The 18,716-nt window shown below is 56.4% G+C and carries 17 protein-coding genes; 14 read left to right on the top strand and 3 right to left on the bottom strand.

Annotated features, from left to right (window positions below):
* Positions 1-13 precede the first annotated feature (13 nt).
* Positions 14-2,362 carry a hypothetical protein gene (locus QTJ18_RS00430; protein ID WP_252755145.1) on the top strand — a complete coding sequence of 783 codons (2,349 nt, stop codon included), beginning with the start codon at positions 14-16 and terminating at the stop codon, positions 2,360-2,362.
* A gap of 408 nt (positions 2,363-2,770) precedes the next feature.
* Here the strand turns inward: QTJ18_RS00430 and QTJ18_RS00425 are convergent, their stop codons facing one another.
* Both QTJ18_RS00425 and QTJ18_RS00420 read right to left on the bottom strand, forming a co-directional pair.
* Positions 2,771-3,184, bottom strand: a complete 414-nt coding sequence (locus QTJ18_RS00425; RefSeq protein WP_252755146.1) for a hypothetical protein — start codon at positions 3,182-3,184, stop codon at positions 2,771-2,773.
* A gap of 81 nt (positions 3,185-3,265) precedes the next feature.
* Positions 3,266-3,697 (bottom strand): hypothetical protein, encoded by a 432-nt coding sequence (locus tag QTJ18_RS00420; protein ID WP_252755147.1) that lies wholly within the window; start codon positions 3,695-3,697, stop codon positions 3,266-3,268.
* Positions 3,698-3,849: 152 nt separating this feature from the next.
* Between QTJ18_RS00420 and QTJ18_RS00415 the strand changes: the two genes are divergently transcribed.
* The 11 genes from QTJ18_RS00415 (at position 3,850) to QTJ18_RS00365 (ending at position 15,708) form a co-directional block, all read left to right on the top strand.
* The gene (locus QTJ18_RS00415) at positions 3,850-4,341 is read left to right on the top strand and encodes a hypothetical protein (RefSeq protein ID WP_252755148.1); all 492 of its coding nucleotides are present in this window, start codon (positions 3,850-3,852) and stop codon (positions 4,339-4,341) included.
* A 163-nt stretch (positions 4,342-4,504) separates the two neighbouring features.
* The gene (locus tag QTJ18_RS00410; protein WP_252755149.1) at positions 4,505-6,331 is read left to right on the top strand and encodes a DUF262 domain-containing protein; all 1,827 of its coding nucleotides are present in this window, start codon (positions 4,505-4,507) and stop codon (positions 6,329-6,331) included.
* A gap of 149 nt (positions 6,332-6,480) precedes the next feature.
* Positions 6,481-6,846, top strand: a complete 366-nt coding sequence (locus QTJ18_RS00405) for a hypothetical protein (protein ID WP_252755150.1) — start codon at positions 6,481-6,483, stop codon at positions 6,844-6,846.
* Between the two features lie 76 nt (positions 6,847-6,922).
* Complete coding sequence (locus QTJ18_RS00400; protein WP_252755151.1) at positions 6,923-7,174, top strand: hypothetical protein; 252 nt, start codon at positions 6,923-6,925, stop codon at positions 7,172-7,174.
* A 54-nt stretch (positions 7,175-7,228) separates the two neighbouring features.
* On the top strand, positions 7,229-7,504 hold the full coding sequence (locus QTJ18_RS00395; RefSeq protein ID WP_489667270.1) for a type II toxin-antitoxin system ParD family antitoxin: 276 nt from the start codon (positions 7,229-7,231) through the stop codon (positions 7,502-7,504).
* Positions 7,497-7,787, top strand: a complete 291-nt coding sequence (locus tag QTJ18_RS00390; protein ID WP_301557739.1) for a type II toxin-antitoxin system RelE/ParE family toxin — start codon at positions 7,497-7,499, stop codon at positions 7,785-7,787. The genes QTJ18_RS00395 and QTJ18_RS00390 overlap by 8 nt, the downstream gene beginning before the upstream one ends.
* A gap of 730 nt (positions 7,788-8,517) precedes the next feature.
* Complete coding sequence (locus QTJ18_RS00385; protein ID WP_252755153.1) at positions 8,518-9,747, top strand: AAA family ATPase; 1,230 nt, start codon at positions 8,518-8,520, stop codon at positions 9,745-9,747.
* A 14-nt stretch (positions 9,748-9,761) separates the two neighbouring features.
* Positions 9,762-10,424 carry an RloB family protein gene (locus tag QTJ18_RS00380; RefSeq protein WP_252755154.1) on the top strand — a complete coding sequence of 221 codons (663 nt, stop codon included), beginning with the start codon at positions 9,762-9,764 and terminating at the stop codon, positions 10,422-10,424.
* A gap of 13 nt (positions 10,425-10,437) precedes the next feature.
* Positions 10,438-13,620, top strand: coding sequence for an Eco57I restriction-modification methylase domain-containing protein (locus tag QTJ18_RS00375; RefSeq protein ID WP_252755155.1), 3,183 nt, complete (start codon positions 10,438-10,440; stop codon positions 13,618-13,620).
* Positions 13,621-13,747: 127 nt separating this feature from the next.
* Positions 13,748-14,941: an abortive infection family protein gene (locus tag QTJ18_RS00370; protein WP_252755156.1), complete on the top strand. Its 1,194-nt coding sequence runs from the start codon at positions 13,748-13,750 to the stop codon at positions 14,939-14,941.
* 182 nt (positions 14,942-15,123) lie between these two features.
* Positions 15,124-15,708, top strand: coding sequence for a recombinase family protein (locus tag QTJ18_RS00365; protein WP_252755157.1), 585 nt, complete (start codon positions 15,124-15,126; stop codon positions 15,706-15,708).
* Between the two features lie 10 nt (positions 15,709-15,718).
* Here the strand turns inward: QTJ18_RS00365 and QTJ18_RS00360 are convergent, their stop codons facing one another.
* Entirely contained in the window at positions 15,719-16,792 is a 1,074-nt protein-coding gene (locus tag QTJ18_RS00360; RefSeq protein WP_252755158.1) for an ATP-binding protein, read from the bottom strand.
* Between the two features lie 242 nt (positions 16,793-17,034).
* Here QTJ18_RS00360 and QTJ18_RS00355 point away from each other — a divergent pair, with 242 nt between their 5' ends.
* Together QTJ18_RS00355 and QTJ18_RS00350 are read left to right on the top strand one after the other, a co-directional pair.
* Complete coding sequence (locus QTJ18_RS00355) at positions 17,035-18,138, top strand: hypothetical protein (RefSeq protein WP_252755159.1); 1,104 nt, start codon at positions 17,035-17,037, stop codon at positions 18,136-18,138.
* Between the two features lie 71 nt (positions 18,139-18,209).
* Complete coding sequence (locus QTJ18_RS00350; protein WP_252755160.1) at positions 18,210-18,590, top strand: hypothetical protein; 381 nt, start codon at positions 18,210-18,212, stop codon at positions 18,588-18,590.
* The last annotated feature ends 126 nt before the right edge of the window (positions 18,591-18,716 follow it).

The raw sequence follows: 18,716 nt of genomic DNA, 5'->3' as shown, positions 1-18,716 counted from the left end.
ACGGAATAAGAGCATGGCAAAACACGATCTTTCAATTCATCACTTTCAACGAAAAATCTCGGATTTCTGCGAGATACGCATCGCGCCAATCGCCTCTCAGCGAGTTCTGGAAAGCATTAGGCCCTATCTCGTTGGTCTTGTCATCCACCGCCGGCCACCGCCGATCGTTAGTGGCCGTATGGATTGGACGGCCATTGGCGAGGCATGCGGGATTGAAGGCGAGTTGACAGCGGAGTTGAAAAAGCAGCTGCGTCCAGGGTTGGACGCGATTATCCGCTGGCTCGGAGAACCGCCTGCCGCCGATGATATACAGCCGAGGAAAACACGCACGAGATCGCGCGATACCGCTCGGCGCAAGGTGGAAACTGCGACGCGCTCCAGATTGCAACAGGTCCTTTCCGACAAGACTCCGGCTACCTCTTCGTCAGAGCCAAGGGGACCAAAACCGAAACTCATCAGTCCATTCCCTGAGCCATTGTTTGAGGCGACCGATGATCCGGCGAGCTTTGACGATGCGCTCGTTTATCACATGCGCCGATTCGGCGAGAGCTACTGGCAACTCTTCCGTGCCGTCGTTCGCCTGGGCGAGACGTTCGATGACAAGACCCTGCTATCATGGGTTCAGGGAGAGCGCGTGCCGCGATCTCTGACGAGCTTCGAGATCCTTTCCCGTATCGAGCGGCGCTATCGATTGGAACCGGGCTATTTCAAGGCCAAGTTGCCCCACCAGTCCCGCTCCCTCTACGGCCATGATATGGGCGACATCAGCGCTGCGGAGCGGCGCCGCCTTGCATGGCATCTTCCGGACAATTTCAGCAGCTTGCCGTTCTCCAAACGGGAGGAAATCATCGAATGGGTGCGCAGGGTCATCATCTCGGGCTCGACTGATTATCGCCGATACCAGGCGGCAGCCACCAAACAACGTTATGCAATACGGTTTCCGGGGATCACCTATGGCGGAGGCGCGCTGTCTCCACGGCCACAAATGAACACGGACAGCACGAGCCACAATCCCGAAGCCTTTGAAGATCCTGATCTCCTGTCCGGCGTCGTCGATGCGCCGCCGCAACTGGCTATGGAGATGGCCGATCTGATCCGCTTCAAGACATCGACGCTGACCGCAATCGGCTTCCAACGAAATGGAGTTTGGGGAGAGGAAACCGCGTCCCAGAAGGTCGAGCATCTCGGGCTGATGTTCGGGGCGCTCGCTGCCTCGCCCGTCGGCATTGTCAAAGGCCGCGGTGTGCCGCTCAGCCAACTGACCTTTGGTCTATTGCTCTTCCCGGGCGTCTGGGACTGGTACCTCCAATGGCGGGAGCAGCGCCGCGGCTTCTACACAAAGTGGGAAGAAGACATGCTGATGGTGGCCCAAGCTCTCACGCGGGCGGAGGTGGGCTGGATCCGCCAGCATCCGGAGCTCCTGAAGAAGGTTCAGCCAATCGAAGGGCTGATCGCGCCGGAGGAGATAGAATTCGCAGCACGCGACTGGCACGGCGCCTGCGACGCATTCCACCGGCATGCCGCCAATCGCTCGAAGGAAATCCAGCGTGTCATGCGCGTGCACCGCGATCCGTTCGAGCCGATCATGGTGGTCCTTGAAGCAGACAGCCCACTGTCGGAATACCGCAAGATCACGGATGAGATCCTGAAGCGCATGCCGGATGAACATCGTTATCCTCGGGCAGCAGCCGAAGCGGTCCGCTCTTTCCTTTTGCTGCGCCTCGGCCTGCATCTTGGGCTTCGGCAAAAGAACCTTCGCCAGCTTCGCTTGTGCCCACGCGGGCATTTCCCGACTTCGGAGCGACGGCTGGAAGACATGAAATGCGGTGAATTGCGCTGGAGCGATCGTGAAAACGGATGGGAGGTTCTCATCCCATCAATCGCCTTCAAGAACTCAGGCTCATCATTCTTCGGACAAAAGCCATTTCGCCTGATCCTGCCGGATTTGCTCGACCTCTACAAATACCTTGAGGCCTATATCGATCGCCATCGCGGTGTGCTGCTCGGTTCAGCGAAAGATCCCGGTACACTGTTCGTCAAGACGATGAAGACAACCAGTCTGGACGCGGCATACGATTCCACCAAATTCTATGAAGCCTGGCGCACCGTGATCCAACGCTATGGCATCTACAACCCCTATACCGGCCGCGGCGCTATCAAGGGATTGCTGCCGCACGGACCGCATAATCTTCGGGATATTCTGGCAACGCATATCCTCAAGCAGACCGGATCGTATGAGCAGGCGAGTTATGCCATCCAAGATACACCGGATGTCGTTCAGCAGCATTACGGTCGCTTCCTGCCGCAGGACAAAGCGGCACTTGCAGCGAAAATCCTTAATCAGGTTTGGGAGGCTGCATAGCCACTCAGATCAATAGCTGATCCACATCGCCCATACAGATGCAAACCAAGCCCCGCATCTGTATGGGCCCTGCCGGTCGTCTCCGCCTTGAACGGAATCGAACCAAAGGTCGGCCGGCAACAAAATTTAAGCGTCTGAAGCATCAGGATTTTTGAATCCCGACTCAGTCCGCCGTGCTCACTAGAGATAGCCGATCCGCAAATGCTTAACAGACCAAAATCGCCTTCCGTTCACCGGTCCGGACGACCACTTCCAACTGCATCCCCGAACGCAGTGTAATGCACCCAAGCTTGCCAATTCACGAGCGACACTCCGAAACTCTGATCGGAGGCTAAGCCACGGCAGACTGCTACTGGCGTGATGAGATGAGTTTGGTCGGTGAACTACTCGAGACTCTGGGCACCATAGCTAGCAATAGTCGTCGATTGACTCTCCGCCTTCCCAAGGCAGTCCCTGGGCCAAGGTAAACTGCTTTTCGGCGCCATTGCGCTCGAAGAACGTCCCTTTACTCTCGTGAACGAAGTATCCGTCTTCGAATGTAATTTTCATCAGTGACCAGCGTTTGATCGCACCTTCGCCGAAATCGCCGAGAATAAGGATGCTGTTGCCGTCAGGGTGCAAGGTGACGTCGTCTATCATCGTTTCCCCGTACGGTCCGTCTACCGCAATGTCTCCAATATACAGCGCTTCAAAATACGTTTTAATAGGCGCCTCTACCGACGTCGAAGGGCATAGGGGGAACAGGGCAGGAACCTTCCAGTTCCGCTGTAACGCTCCGGGCGTGTGAGACATAACGAGGGGGCGTGTGTCCGCGGAATCCATGCAACATCCTTTCGAGCATGCCTCGGAATCGTCGATGCTTCGCCCTGAAAAGTAAAGCCTGAGATCGGTCGCATCAGCCCACTACTCTGGTTTTGCGTCCTGAAGCCCGCACCATACGCCGCTTGCCGGGACTATGGTGGGCCGAGGGGTCGGGAGCACTTCATACCGCTCAAATATGCGGCGGGTGATGCAAGCCGCGATGGCATGGCGGGCACTGTCGCGCGCGGTTGCATCAATTCCGGCCCAGGCTCTTGCCTGCGCATCCGGTACGTCCTGCAAAACCGCTTCAATGTGACGGGCGACGCGGGAGAGGATAACAGTGGCGCCATCTTTTTGGAATGTCTGTGAGGCGGTGATGTCGCGGGCCACAGTCGCCGCCATTGACGGGATCAGATACAGGTCGCGGCGGCGGCTTTGCCCGCAACCGGCAAAACCCTTGACGGTGGTGCGCCGGAGGCACCCGAGGGCAATGCCGACATGAAGTTCCAGGATCTTTATCGTGTCGTCCTGCATGGGAATGTCTGCCTTTGCTGGCGGTGAGTGCGGAATACGTTCCTATTATGTTCTCGTGTGCTGCAAGGTCAATATGCAGATCCGCCACAGTCGCCGCCGGGAACGCGTGCCACCCGCTTGCTAAGGGTGAGCTGCGGGGGCACGCTTCCGCCATGTTCCGACTACCCGCCGATCTGAAAGCCAAGGGCGAAGAGGCTGAAGCCTCATTCCGCGCGTGGCTGAACCAGTCCGGGGTGGCGTTCCTCTATGTCGAGCAGTCGCCGCTGAACGTGCCGGACCGGCTGCGGGGTAGGATCAAACGACCAGATTACCTGGTCGGCATTCCCCATGCCGGAATGATGGCCTTCGATGTGAAAGCCAAGTCCACCTATAACGACCATCTGCTGTTCGAGGTGGGCGAGGTGGACAAGCTCGCGTGCTTTGAGGCGTTCTTCCACATGACCGTGAACTTTGCCTGTCTGGACTTGAACGATCCGGAGCATTTCTACTGGGTGCCGCTGCGCGCCCTGATCGGGCGCCAGGCGGAGCGACGGGGCAGGGCACGCGTGTTGGCTTTCCCGATTGCGGAGGCTCTGCAGGTGACCATGGGCGAGGGGTTCCTCGATGCCTATGGGCGTTTCAGCCAGCGGTCACTGGGGCTTTGAGTCCAAGGGCGGATACGGTGATTCACTTCCAGCTAGGGCCGTGTGTTAATTCAGCGCCACCCATCCGCCAGCTATTGAATACGATAGTTTAATCTGTGAGAAATACACGCGAAACGCGTCACTTCGGACGGAAGATCAATCTTTTCATTGCGAAAGCCAATTCATGAAGCCTTATACCCGCTCGATTGTTGAACTGTTCGATGGCAAGAAACGTTACCTGATCCCTCTCTATCAACGCCAATATGCATGGCGGGTAACGCCACAGCTTGAGCTTCTCTGGGAAGACATCGAGCGTGCGATTGACCGGCTTAATTCCGACCGTTCGACGCTGACGCCTCATTTCATGGGAGCGATGGTAATCAATCAACTCAAGACCTTCGGGAAACAGGTTCAGGCCTATGAGATTATTGATGGGCAGCAGCGTTTGACAACGTTCCAGCTTCTCTTGTCGGCTATTCGGGATGTCGCTCGTGCCCACGGCTCAAAGTATGCTGATGAGCTTCAGAAATATCTGCTCAACGACGGGGTCATGGAACATGGAGAGGTTGAGCGCTACAAACTCTGGCCGTCGCTGACCGATCGGCGGTCCTTTGTTTCAATTGTCGATCCGGGCGTCGATGCAGATGCGATCACCGTGAAGCCAACCGACGAGGACGGGTTTGTCCGCAGATCTGTGGCCGCACACGCTTTTTTCCGCGAAAAGGTTGAAGAACACGCGACGATTGACGGCGTCTTCGACGAATTGAAGCTGGAGCTGCTGTTCGAAGCCCTCAAAGAGGGTTTGGCTGTCGTGTCGATCGAACTCGAAGGCGGTGATGATCCTCAAACCATCTTCGAAACCCTCAACAGTCGCGGCGTTGATTTGACCCCGGCGGACCTCATGCGGAACTTCATCTTCCAGCGTGCTAAGGGAATGGGCCAAGAGCACGGATCTCTCAAAGTCGATCAGCTTTATGAAAAGCATTGGCTGCCGTTGGATCGGGCATTCTGGAGCCAGGTCGCGTCACGTGGTCGTCAGACGCGCCAGCGTCTGGACTGGATGCTGACAGACCATCTCTCGATGCACCTGTCCGATATCGTATCTGTGGAAACCCTCTTCGAGGGATACCGTCGTTGGGTACTAAATGAGCGTCCGTTTGCTTCTGTGGTTGCTGAGCTTGAGTCCATCACTGCGACGGCTTCAGTAGAAAAACGGCTTTTCGACCAGGACAAGGATGATCCGCTGGGCCAGTTCGGCCGTTTCGCCGATGCGTTTGACGTCTCAACAGCGATGCCCTTGGTCGTTTATCTGGCGACGGCGCCAGAGGTTGGCGACGCTCTTTCCGACGCGCTGCAGGTTCTCGAAAGCTATATTTTGCGCCGTGATATCTGTGGCTTGTCCACCAAAGGGTACAATCGTTTATTTGTCGGGATCATCGAAAAATTGCGGGCCGCTGGCCCGGATAAAGTCGCAGCTTTGATCGAGTACCTTTCGCAGAGGCAGGCTGATACCGAAAGGTGGCCTACCGACATCGAATGGCAGGCCGGTTGGATCGATCGGGACCAATACCAAGGCACACGTCAACCTCGGCTCCGCTACATATTGGAAGCCATCGAGCGTGCAAAGAGGTCAGCTCGGAATGAAGATATCGAGATCAAATCACAGCTGAGCGTTGAGCATATCATGCCCCAAAAGTGGCAAGCTCATTGGCCCGTCCCGGGGTTCGATCATATCGAAGACGAGAATGACGCTGACCTCATTTTCCGGCGGCTTCAACGGCAGATGTCTGTGAACAAGCTTGGCAATCTAACTCTGCTTACTCAGTCGCTGAATACGGCCGTCTCACATGGCCCATTTTCAGTAAAGATGCCTGCCGTTCGCTCTCATTCAAGCCTCGCTTTGAACCGAGATCTGAATAATTACGACGTCTGGGATGAGGAGACGATCGCCGCCCGAGGCTTGGAACTATTCGGTGTTGCGCGCCAAATCTGGGTCAGCCCCACAGCCTAAATCGTCCACCGCTAGAAATTATCGAATCCCAGGCGGATACAGCTTCCTGGGATTTGATTCCGTATCTTACCTAGACGTTATATGCCGCCTTTATCCCGTCAAAATCGCCTAATTCCGTGGGAGATTCTGGCTGATTTGCGGGGGGCATCATGGCGAAGGTGGATGACAGTGTCATAGTGTACGAGTTTGCGGATGGCTGGTATGTGGTCGAGCTTTTGACCCACTATGACTACCTCCGTGAGGGAGGTCTCATGGGCAACTGTGTCGCCAAGTACTTCGACAGCGAGGACACGGTCTATTCGCTGCGGAGCGATCGGCATGAACCCCATGCCAGTATGCTCTACCGTGGCAAGATGATGATTGAGATCTGCGGGCGCTTCAATTCCTCGCTCAAGCCCGAGTATAGGGAGCGCGTGGAGCAGTTCCTGCGCGACTGCCATTTCCCGATGCACCCGCTGGCCTACGATATCACCGATATGCGGCGGCAAACGCAGTGGGTCACCGTGTCCCGCTAGCCTTGTGGGATTCGCCGTATTGCGCAACCTGAGGGCGGCACTATGTTCACGTTATGCGTGAAAGGAGTGCCTGAAAATGCATAAAGACCAGATTCCGGAGTTCATCGAGGAGATCATTGCCACCGGCTGCCCGATCACTGCGGTGGGCCACGATATGTATGTTTTCGCGGAGATTGATGCGCCCGAGGAGGATGTTGACCGCATCGGCGAAGAGGTCCAGGCTATCTGCGACCGCTATGGACCGCGTGATCATCTACTGCTTGAAATCGTGGCGCACTTGCGCAGCCTGGGGCGGTTCTACGACCCGAAGGCTGAGACCTTACATTGAGTCAATCCTAACAAGAATTGTTAGGATTTGTGAGGTGTGCTATAAGGGTGAGAAATGAAAGCTACGACCATGCGCACCCTTACCGTATCCCTCACCCCGCATCAGGCGGCAATGATGCAGGCTGCCGTTGAAACCGGCGGCTATGCCTCGAACAGCGAAATCGTACGCGACGCTCTCCGCCTGTGGGAGCAGCGTGAGGAAGTGCGCCAGCTTGAGCTGGCACGCCTGAAGCAGGCTTATGAGGAAGGCATGGCCAGCGGCGAAGGGCGCCCGCTGGATGGCAAGCAGTTACTGGGTGAGCTGAAGGCGGAAGCCCGCAAGCGTGGCTAAGGCAGTCTTCAGTCCGCGTGCGGAAGCCGACATGCGTGACATCTGGCGAACGATCGCTCTGGATAACGAGCCCGCAGCCGACGCGCTTCTGCTTCGCATCATCGAACGTGCCGAACTGGCAGCGACCCAGCCGCACATGGGTGCAGCCCGCCCCGAACTGAGTGCCACGGCGCGGGTTCTGGTTGAGGGGCGCTACATCATCATCTATGAGCCACAGGACTACGGGGTCTTTGTCGCGGCTATCGTTTACGGTGCGCGTGATGTGTCGAACTGGCTGACGTGAATGAGGTCAGGGGCGCAGTGCGCCGGTCATACGGAACGCCCGGCCGGAGGCAGTCGGTCCCGCCTCTCCCTATGGGTCGCTATGCTGAGGCTCCTGCGGCTACCTTTTCAACCGGTCCTAGGCGTGTCGAGAATTCCCGCTTTCCCGCCCTGCGGTCGGCGCGATGCTGAAAGCTCCGATGTTCTTCATAGCTTGCCCCGGATCTCGCACGGGTGCGGCTCTGATCCGGAAGAAAACCTAAGGGGCGTTGCCCCTCGCGCAGGCAAGGGGGCGGTCTCCCGAGGCTCCGCGCAGGCTTGTGCGCCCGCCGTCTGAAACCCTTGCCCTTGCTACCCCCAGACCTCGCCGGTCAGGCAGGGTTGCAGAAGCTGCAACCTGCATTCCCAAAGGTAAAGATCGAATTAAATGGAAAAGGCCCCGTGAGGGGCCTTAATCCACTGCGACCAGCGCTTGGCGCTGACCCCGGAGCGTTGCTCTGATCAGAAAGTGGCCGAGCGGCAATCAAATTGCAACCAAGAACGTTGCTCCTGTAGTCAAATATCGTTGTAAGCCCCCGTACGTCCCTGCTCAGCAAACGGCGGGAGCATGTCTTTTATTCCTTTCCGCGCCCGGCAATAGCGTCACCTTTTGGTAACTGCATCCTCGTGCCGTTCAGGCGGTTACGCCGAAATAAATTGTCAGATTGCAGAAAATGTGCATTTGATGACGGTAAACAGGATTGTCACCCCAGATGCTACTTGATTTCCGCTTTACCAACTTCCGTTCGTTCCGGGACCAAGCCATCTTCAGCATGGCTGCCAGCTCGGACCCGACCTTGGAGCGCACCCATACCCGTCCGAGTGGTTTGGATAAGGTCAAGCGTATCCTCAATAGCGCTGCGATCTACGGTGCCAATGCGAGCGGTAAATCCAATGTCATCCGCGCCCTGCAGTTTATGCAGTTGATGGTGATGACCTCCAATCAAATCCAGCCAGACCAGGAAAGCAACCTTGCCCCTTTCCGTATGCGTCCTGACCATACGGATCACCCCACGCGGTTCGAGGTCACGTTTTTGATTGGCGGGGTCCGCCATCAGTATGGCTTCGAGATCAACCGTCGCCAGGTACTGAGCGAATGGCTGCTGGTCTATGAGAAGACCAAACCGCAGGTCTGGTTCTCCCGCACGTTCAACGAGAAGAAGAAAAAGTACGAGTACACCTACAGCGACTATTTCGTGGGCCAAAAGAAGGTCTGGGAAGCCTCGACCCGTAAGGAAGTACTTTTCCTCACCACGGCGGTTCAGCTCAATAATGAGCAGCTAAAGCCTCTCTATCAGCGGTTCGCGGAGGACTTGGTGATACTGCCAGACGGACCAGGCATCGGGTTTGGGTTTACGGCGGGCTATGTCCAGACTGCAGGTAATCGCGAGCGCGTCCAATCCATTATGGCAGCCGCAGATACGGGGATCTCGACTGTCTCGGTTGACAAGCGGATGGGGCGCCAATTCCACGTCAGTTTCCCGGGCGGGGCGCCCGAAGTCCAGGATGCAGAATTCGATATCCCGCAGTTCGGTCATATGGCGGAAGGTGAACTCTATAAATTTGATATCGGCGAAGAGTCTGCCGGAACCCAAATCCTCTTCGAGCTGGCGGGGCCTATCCTAGACATCCTGCAAAAGGGTCGGACATTGATAGTGGACGAGCTGGACCGTAGCCTGCACCCCCTGCTTGTCTTGAAGATCGTGCAGATGTTTAATGACCCTGAGTTGAATCGGAACGGAGCCCAGTTGATTTTCTCAACCCATGACGTGTCGCTGCTCGATGGCGGAAAGCTTCGGCGCGACCAGGTGTGGTTCACTGAGAAAGACAATGACCAAGGCTCCCACCTGTTCCCGCTGTTGGACTTTTCTCCTCGGAAGGGGGAAGCCCTTGAAAAGGGATACCTTGGCGGGCGCTACGGTGGCATTCCGATACTGGGGTAAGGGAAGAGCAGTTTTTGGCAAAACATCACCGCTTTGAGCGACAAGAAGACCGCATCGCGCGAAAAGCCGGGCGAAAGCGGCCTTACGATCGTATGCTGATCGTGTGTGAGGGCGCGAAAACTGAGGTCAACTATTTCACCGCTATTCGTCGCGAGAAACGGCTGCCCAACGCGGATATTGCCATTGTCCCATCGGATTATGGGACGGCGCCACTGCAAATCGTTGAGTATGCGATCGACCGGTTCGAGGAGACCAGAGCTTTTGATCGGGTCTATGTCGTCTTCGACCGTGATGATCATGCCAGCTACCACAATGCGTTAGCGAAAGCCGAAGCGACTGATCAGGCACTGAAGAATGACCTGCAGGCCAAGGTGCTGTTCAAAGCCATCCCATCGGTGCCCAACTTCGAGCTGTGGGTGCTGCTGCATTTTAGGGACGTGTTGGCGCCCATCCACCGCGACACTGTATATGCCGAGCTGAAGAAGCCGGCGGCGTATCCGGGCTATGCCAAGAACAGTCTGACTGTTTTCCGGGATACGAACGACCGGATTCCTGAGGCGACGGCAAGGGCAGAGAGCCTCAGGGCTAGATTTACACCGCATGATGGCAATGAACCTTACACGGATATCGATGTGCTGACCGGTGAGCTACTGAAAATAGCTGACCGATTTAATTGAATGGCTTTGGATAATGATGCTCTTTAACCCCAAGACGATTTCTCGCAACGTCGGCCCAGTGCAACCGGTTCCGGAACCCCATCGTCGACTCCTCGAAGAGTGGGCCGAGATGGTGCGGTCGGGCCGCATTTTGAGAGAGAAAGAAACGGCCCTCCACGGAAGTTTTAAAGCTAACATCGTTGAGGCTGTTCTCGGTTACACCGGTGTGGTCACAAGTGCCGAGCACACTGTCACGGCCGAGAAAGCGATTTTAGGTGGTTCTGTCGACTTGGCACTCGGACATTTTGGCCCGACAAAATCACAAATCATCGCTCCCTTCGAGCTTAAAGGCGCCAAGACCAAAGACCTGGACGCAATCATGCCCGGTCGCGCCAAGAGTCCGGTACAACAGGCATGGGAATATGCGACCAAGGCACCCGGCGTGAAGTGGGTACTGGTTTCCAACTATGTGGAACTGCGGCTGTATGGTTTCGGTGAGGGTACATCTTCGTATGAGAAATTCGAATTCGCTCGGCTGACCGAGCCCGCCGAATACGCCCGCTTTATGTTGCTTCTGAGCGCCGATAATCTCTTGTCAGGCCGCACCCTTGCCCTTTTGGCTGAAAGCCGGAAGGAAGATAAAGACATCACCAACGAGCTGTATCGAGACTACAAGGCACTTCGTAGCAGCCTTATCGCAGCGGTTCAGAAGGCAGCGCCCTCGGTACACCCTCTCGATGCCATTAGTGCCGCGCAGACAATCTTAGACCGGGTATTGTTCACGGCTTTTGCCGAAGACACTGGTCTTTTGCCGAAACGGATACTGGAAAAGGCGTTCGAAAACGCCGACCCGTTTAATCCGCGCCCAGTATGGGACAACTTCAAGGGCCTATTCGCCGCCATCGACAAGGGTAACGCCCGCCTGGACGTTCCGCCCTATAATGGCGGCCTGTTTGCGCCCGACCCGATTGTGGACGGCATCACCATCCCTGACGAGGTCTGCGAAGGCTTCAAAAAGATTGGTGACTACGACTTTGCCTCGCAGGTCTCCGTTACGGTCCTAGGTCATATTTTCGAGCAGTCGATTGCCGACGTCGAGCGGCTTCAGGCGGAAGCCCGTGGCGAAGAGGTTGAGGAGGCCAAGAGCAGCGGCACATCCGGTCGCCGTAAACGTGACGGTGTGGTGTACACGCCGGACTATATTGCCCGCTTTATCGTCCAGCAGACCCTTGGGGCCCATCTGAAGGATATTTTCGCGGAGGTTCTGGCAGTCTATGCCAAGAAGGGCGCGACCGCCGATGACGAGGAAATCCAGTGGAAGCGCAAGGGCGCTGAGCTTGAGGCCTGGGAAGCCTACCGCGACCGTCTGAAAACCTTGCGTATTGTTGATCCAGCCTGCGGTTCCGGGGTGTTTTTGGTGTTGGCCTTCGATTTCATGAAGGCCGAGCTGACCCGTGTAAATGAGAAGATTGCTGACCTGAAGGGTGGCGCACTTGGGCTCTTCGACCCGGACAGTGAGATTCTGACCAACAATCTGTTTGGCGTCGATGTGAACGCCGAGAGCGTGGAGATTGCCAAGCTATCGCTGTGGGTGAAGACGGCGCGGCGTGGCAAGATGCTCGACAGTCTCGATGACAATCTGAAGGTTGGTGACAGCCTGATTGAAGATTCGAGCTTTGCATACCTGGAGCACGGCTTCAGCTGGCGAACCGCCTTCCCCGAGGTGTTTGCAGATGGCGGCTTTGATGTCGTGCTCGGCAATCCACCCTATGTGCGGATGGAACTACTGAAGGCCATGAAGCCCTATCTGGAGACCCGCTTCGAAGTCGTCTCAGACCGGGCTGACCTATACTGCTACTTTTTCGAGCGCGGTCTGAAGCTGTTGAAGCCCGGTGGTCGTCTGGGCTACATCTCATCATCGACTTTCTTCAAAACCGGTTCCGGTCGGCCACTTCGGAACTTTTTGCGTGCCCAGGCGACACTTGAAACCGTAGTCGATTTTGGTGACCTTCAAGTATTCGAGGGCGTGACCACCTACCCTGCTATTCTGACCATGCGTCGGGAAGAGCCTGCCAAGACGCACGCTTTGCGTTTTTGGAAGGTGGAAGACTTGCCGGAAACGAATTTCACCGTGACCTTTGACAAGAAGGCCGAGGCCTATCCGCAGGCGGCTTTGTCAGCAGATTCGTGGGAACTGGAAAACGCGGCGCTCAAGGCCTTGAGGGATAAGATACGCAAGGGAAAGAGAACACTGAAGGAAGTCTATGGTTCACCCCTGTACGGTATCAAGACAGGGTTGAACGACGCTTTTGTTATCGATTCAGCGACTAAAGAACGCTTGTGTGCCCAAGATCCAAAATCGGCCGATCTACTGAAGCCGTTCCTGGAAGGGAAAGATCTGAAGCGGTGGCGCGCTGAGCCTCGCGGACTATGGATTATCTATATCCCGAAAAACCGCATTAACATCGAGGATTATCCGGCCATCCGAGATTGGTTACTGCCGTTCAAGGATCAGCTAGAAAAACGGGCAACTAAGCAGGAATGGTTTGAGCTTCAACAGGCACAGGAGGCTTATGCCGAACCGTTCAGTAAGCCAAAGATTTCATATCCGCATTTCTCTCAAGGCCGCAAATTTTCATACGATGAAACGGGATTCTTTTCGAACGATAAGACATATTTCCACCCAAGCGGGCATTGGGATTTGCTTGCTTTACTTAATTCAACGGTGATTTGGTTCTATCTGCGTAGCATTTGCAGCGCGATGCGCGGCGGAGAATGGCGATTAGAGCTGCGCGTTCAGTACGTTGAAACCATTCCGATCCCGTCGATAATGCCCGCTCAGAAAGCCGAACTATCCGTACTGGCACAAGCTAGTCAGAAGGCCGCGGAAGCACGGTACCGATTACAGCATGCGTTGACACGGCGTATCCCCGATCTTGCCCCAGCCGGAACAGAGGCGAAACTATCGACTAAGCTTACTGAATGGTGGGATATGCCTGACTTTTCGGCCTTCCGGGCAGAGGTCAAGAAGGTGTTCAAGGCAGATATCCCACTGGCAGAGCGCACGGCGTGGGAGGATTGGATTAGGCGTGACAAAACCGAAATCGCCCGCCTGTCAGTTGAAATAAAGGAGAACGAAGACCGCATTAATACGCTCGTTTATGAACTATTCGAGCTCACAGCAGATGAGATAAAGCTTCTTGAGGAGAGTGTATGAGTCTTTCAGACCACCTCCCTGAGCTTATTCATTTTGCCCCCCAGGCGCGAGACGTGACCGCCCTCCCTGCCATCCAGCCCGTGCATATCGCCGTCTGGACTAAGTGGAGCGAGTTCTGTTTCGACCGATGACGACATTCCCCGCACCCATGATCCGCCACCTTCGCACCGAGATCGCCAACGCGATTTCCGACCACAAGGCCTATGACGTTCCGGGCATATGCGTGCGCCTGGGGTTGGAGAGTGGAGATAGTTCGGAAGCCTTTGGCAGCAAATTTAAGTACGCGATGAATCGCCTAGCTTCCGTGCCGGCGGAGGATCTTTTGCCTATGGCAAAAAAACTCCTGCAGGAGGTTGCCAGCTATCGGTTGTCCGAGCAGGTTGCCAAGATCGAGGAGTTTGGGCAGCCGGGTATCACAGAGATCACGCGGCGTCGGCTTTTATCGGCGCTTAAAACCAGGCCACTTGCGACCGAAATGGAAGAAGTCGAATTGATCCAGCGGGCATGGCCGCTGGACGAAATTCCCTCACCTTACGGCACGTCGAAGGGTCTTCTGGAGGACATCTACCAGCACACAGTTCGAAACTACGATTGGGAAACCGACGAGCTGTTGACTCATCTTGGTTTTCTGACCTGCTCGCAAGCGCAACTGTTTCGCTTTCTGGAAGAGATCGTGGCGCCTGTCGTCCAGACGCTGGAGGCGCAGGCCTCCCTCGTTGCCGATCTGAACGGTCACCTGCAGCATGACGGCTATCGCCTGGCGATGGTCGGGAAGGTCTCAGGCTCCCCGGTCTACAAGATTCAGCGCGCCATTCTTGGCAGCCCCTCCGACCAGGGTATTAGCGCGGCGCTGCACGCCTTCGACCCGGCCGACGTTCATGCCCGCTGGATTGCAGCGGTGGAACGACGGGTTGATGATCCGCGCGGGGCGATCACCCTGGCGCGTACCCTGCTGGAAGACGTCTGCAAATGGATTTTGGACGAAGCGCAGGCCGATTATGCTGACAATGCCGATCTGCCGGTTCTTTACCGGAAACTGGCCAAGGTCCTACGTCTGGCGCCTGACGATCATACCGAACAGACCTTCAAGCAGCTGCTTGGTAGTTGCCAGCAGATCGTCGAGCTGTTGGGGTCGCTGCGGAGTAAGCTGGGGGATGCCCACAGTGCAGGTCCTAAGAAAGCCAAGCCCCAGCCTCGCCATGCCGAGTTGGCAGTAAACTTATCCGGGACTATGGCCACGTTCCTGGTTGAGACATGGAAAGCACGAAAAGCCGAGGCAGCCCTTCCCTCAGCCGGAGGGCGTGGGGACGTCGAAGGCTGATCGGGCGCGTTTTCTCCTCACTCGGATGATTCAGGAGACTGACGGATGCGTTCGAAAAACGACCGTTTTCCTTACATATGTCCCCACCCAGCTCGCAGCCCGCCAGTTCGGCGGGCTTTTTGTAAGGAAAATATGTCAGGAAATCATTTGACAGGAAAAGGCTATAGTCGCACTATCCTTACATGAAAATTGGATATGCCCGCGTCTCGACCGCCGATCAGAATCTCGACATGCAGCGAGACGCCCTTACTCGTGCCGGGTGCGAGAAGATCTTCGAGGAGAAGAAGTCCGGCAAGGCAGGCAGTAAACGGCCGGAGCTGGAAGCCGCCCTCGCCTATCTCCGTCCCGAGGACGTGCTCGTGGTGTGGAAGCTGGACCGGTTAGGCCGCTCCCTGGTGGAAATGATGCGGACGATCGACAAGCTCCGCGCAGATGGCATCAAGTTCCGCAGCCTCACCGAAGATCTGGACAGTGAAAGCGCGCAAGGCCGCTTCTTCCTGCAGATCCACGGCGCTATGGCGGAATACTTTCTGGACCTGAATCGTGAGCGCACCATGGAAGGCCTGAAAGCCGCCCTCGCCCGTGGGCGCAAGGGTGGCCGTCGCCCGAAGCTCACCGAAGACGACAAGAAAGCGGCACGTGCGATGCTCGCGGCCGGGGACATCTCGATCGCGGAGATTGCCCGGCAATTGGGGATCAGCCGTGTGACCTTCTACGATTATTTCCCGCAAGCGCGGGCCAAGGCGCAGCAACGCAGCGGACAGTAGAGTTCTGCCATCACGCCGGACCGGCTACGGCTGCTTTCCGTCGCTTCCATTCCGCACGATTTGGTCGCGAGCACGTCGCATCAACAAAGGCGTCGGGGTTATTCCGGGCGAAGTCCCGGACAGCAATGCGACCGCGTTCGAGATAGCGCGGCTGGCCAGTGAGCTGATCCACAGTGGTGTGAACCCCATCGCCCTCAGCCTTGTCCCAAAACCCCAGATGTTTGGCCGCTTTGCGCAGATGTTGCTCGCTCCAGGAAACACCTTTCCAAAGCGCAGCATCGATATCGGCTTTGAGCGCACGGGCGGCTGGCCTCGGCAGCATCGGTTTGCGCGGGTCTTTATCGGAATAACTGGTGAGGTTGATACGCCCCTTGATCTCATAGGCAGGTGCCCCGCCGTCCTCCACGAGTTTGGCGCGGTCAATGACGTTCAGACTTCTCGCTGCGTCGTCCGGTAGGTAGAGGGTCACGTTGTCGCCCGGACTTGTGAAGTTTGAGAAATCTGCCACAGACACCCGGTCGAACCCAATCGAACGCGCGCGATCAAAGATGCTAAGGATGGCTTGCTGAACTGCCTGATCCCTTTTCTCTAGCATTTGGCGAAACTCGTCGCTGGAAGCGCACTCTGTTTTACCTCCGCGCCGGTTATAAATCACCCCGGGCTGCAAGACCGTTTTATTTTTGGCCGCGATAGTTTGGCACTCCTTCACCGCAATTACCGGCGGCTTGCTCATGGCCATTACGCGGACGACCACCAGCGTTTTTCCCTCAATCTCATGATCCTCGATGAGCACATCGGGAACTGGGGACAGATATTTCCGGAGAAAGTCATCGAAAGCTGCCTCATCCGGAAATGTGGCTGGATCAACACCGACGACGTGACGAGGACTATCGGAGATCCCGAAAACAATCCGGCCACCACCATTGTTCGCAAAGGCCGCTATGGTCTTGAGGCAGCTTCGACGAGTGTTCTCGTCGCATGTCTCTTTAAACTCAAGGTCACGTCTCTCTCGGGAGTTAACTTTCAAAGCACCGTCTGCTTTCAGGTCGAGCCCGATTATTTTCTCAATGGTCTCCGTCGTCATGTTTATGCGCTACAGTCTCGTTCCATCTTTAGTTGAAGAAGATTATCACGCCAATGAACGCGTTGTCTCGGTTGCCAATTGGTTCTCAGATACTCTACACCTGAAAAAGCTGTGGTTTAGCCGCCAATCTTCACTTTCATCCGACCCGACGACTGCCATCCTGGAGAGTTACCGTGAGGGGTTTGAATCAAGCGAAAACCGTCAACCGCGAAGATCTCTACCGCCAGGTATGGGAAACTCCCATGAGCAAGCTTGCTGCCGAGTACGGGATCTCCGGCAATGGGCTGGCAAAAGTCTGCAATCGGCTGAACGTGCCCTACCCTCCTCGCGGTTACTGGGCTAAGAAAGCCGCAGGGAAACCCGTGGTGACGCTCCGGCTTCCGAAGCAGAAGGACGGCGCCCCGACCTCTACGGTCATCTGGCGTCCTCCTCCGCCCGCTCCTCCACCTGTGCTGCCGCCCGAGGTTGAGCAGAAAATCGCCAAGCTCACAGCCACCAAAGATACCGTGGTCGTGAGTGACCGCCTGTTGCGTCCGCACAAGTTAGTTCAGAAATGGCTGGATGACCGCGAGGAACGGCGAAGAACGGCGAAACGTCAGCCGGAACCCCGGCTGCGCGCGATCATGGACCCAGGCGAATGGACCCCTGCCGAGAGACGCATTCACCGTTTATGTGATGCACTGATAAAAGCTTTGGAGCGCCATGGCGGCAAGGTTCAAGAAAACCAGCGTCGGGAGCTTGAGGTCACGTTCGGTGACATCACCATCGAGTTTCAGCTTCGCGAAAAGCTGAAACAGGTCAGGCGCCCACTGACCCAAGACGAGATGCGATACCGCTCACCAGGCGAGCGAGGCTGGCGTCAGGAACTTGAGCCGACAGGCTTGCTGGTCTTCGCGTTCAAGTCATGGCTTCCGACCGGATTCAAGTCGGAACGGCTTGAACCTGAGCCGGGTGCCATGGAAGGTATGCTGCAGGAGATCCTGATCTCGTTCCTGACGATCGCGCCGCTCCTGCAAGAGCGCAAGCGCCAGGAGCAGGAAGAAGCCCGCCAGCGCATGATCGCTGAACACCAACGCTTTGAAGAGCGGCAGCGCCAAAAGGCGGATGCGAAGCGCTGGCAGACCTTCATGGACATGGCGGAAACCGTGCGTCGCATCGAGGACGCGAAACGGTTCGCCGACATGCTCAGGACCATGCCCTTCGATCCTGACGAGGTTGTGGAGGGGCGGCCTGTATCAGACTGGCTGGCGTGGGTTGACGAGCACCTGCGGGTGGGTGATCCGCGCGCTGGCGGCGTGGCGGCACTGTTCCTGAAAATTGGCCGCACCAATGAATGGTCGCTGTGATGGCTGCACTTGCGGCACCGACCAAACGTTTTGCGTCCATCATTTGCTAACCAACCGTGCGGAAGTCTGACATGCCGAAAATGCCGCAGCCCAAACCTCACGAAACGGTTGAATCCAGTCTTTCTCCGGATCTGCTCGCCAAGCGTGACGCCTACCTGAAGGTGCTTCAGGGCGAGGATTTGATGGGGGTTGTGATCCGTGCTCACATCTACATCGAACATCAGTTAAACGACCTCTTGGATGCTGCTGTAGCGGATGCCCGTGCCCTCAAGGGACTCAACCTCGATTACAACGGGAAGGTCATTCTTGCGACGGCTTTGGGATTGGATCCCAGTTATCGCCCGATGCTGTCGTGCGTCGGGAAACTGCGCAACAGCTTTGCCCATAACCTCGACGCCGACGTAGGGACCCAGCAAATATCCGACCTCAAGACGGCGATGGGGCGACACTAAGACGTTGCGCAACAGTCCTTGGCATTCACGGACAAGAAGATGGGTAATCCTCCTCGCAGGCTCAGTTCACTGGATGCGCGCGAACATCTTGTCTTGATGCTGGTTACCATCTGGTCGGCGATTGCC

Origin of the sequence: Rhizobium sp. SSA_523 (assembly GCF_030435705.1) — a bacterium.
GTDB lineage: Bacteria > Pseudomonadota > Alphaproteobacteria > Rhizobiales > Rhizobiaceae > Neorhizobium.
Note: the sequence above shows the minus strand (reverse complement) of the source record. Positions and strands in the feature narration are given on the sequence as shown.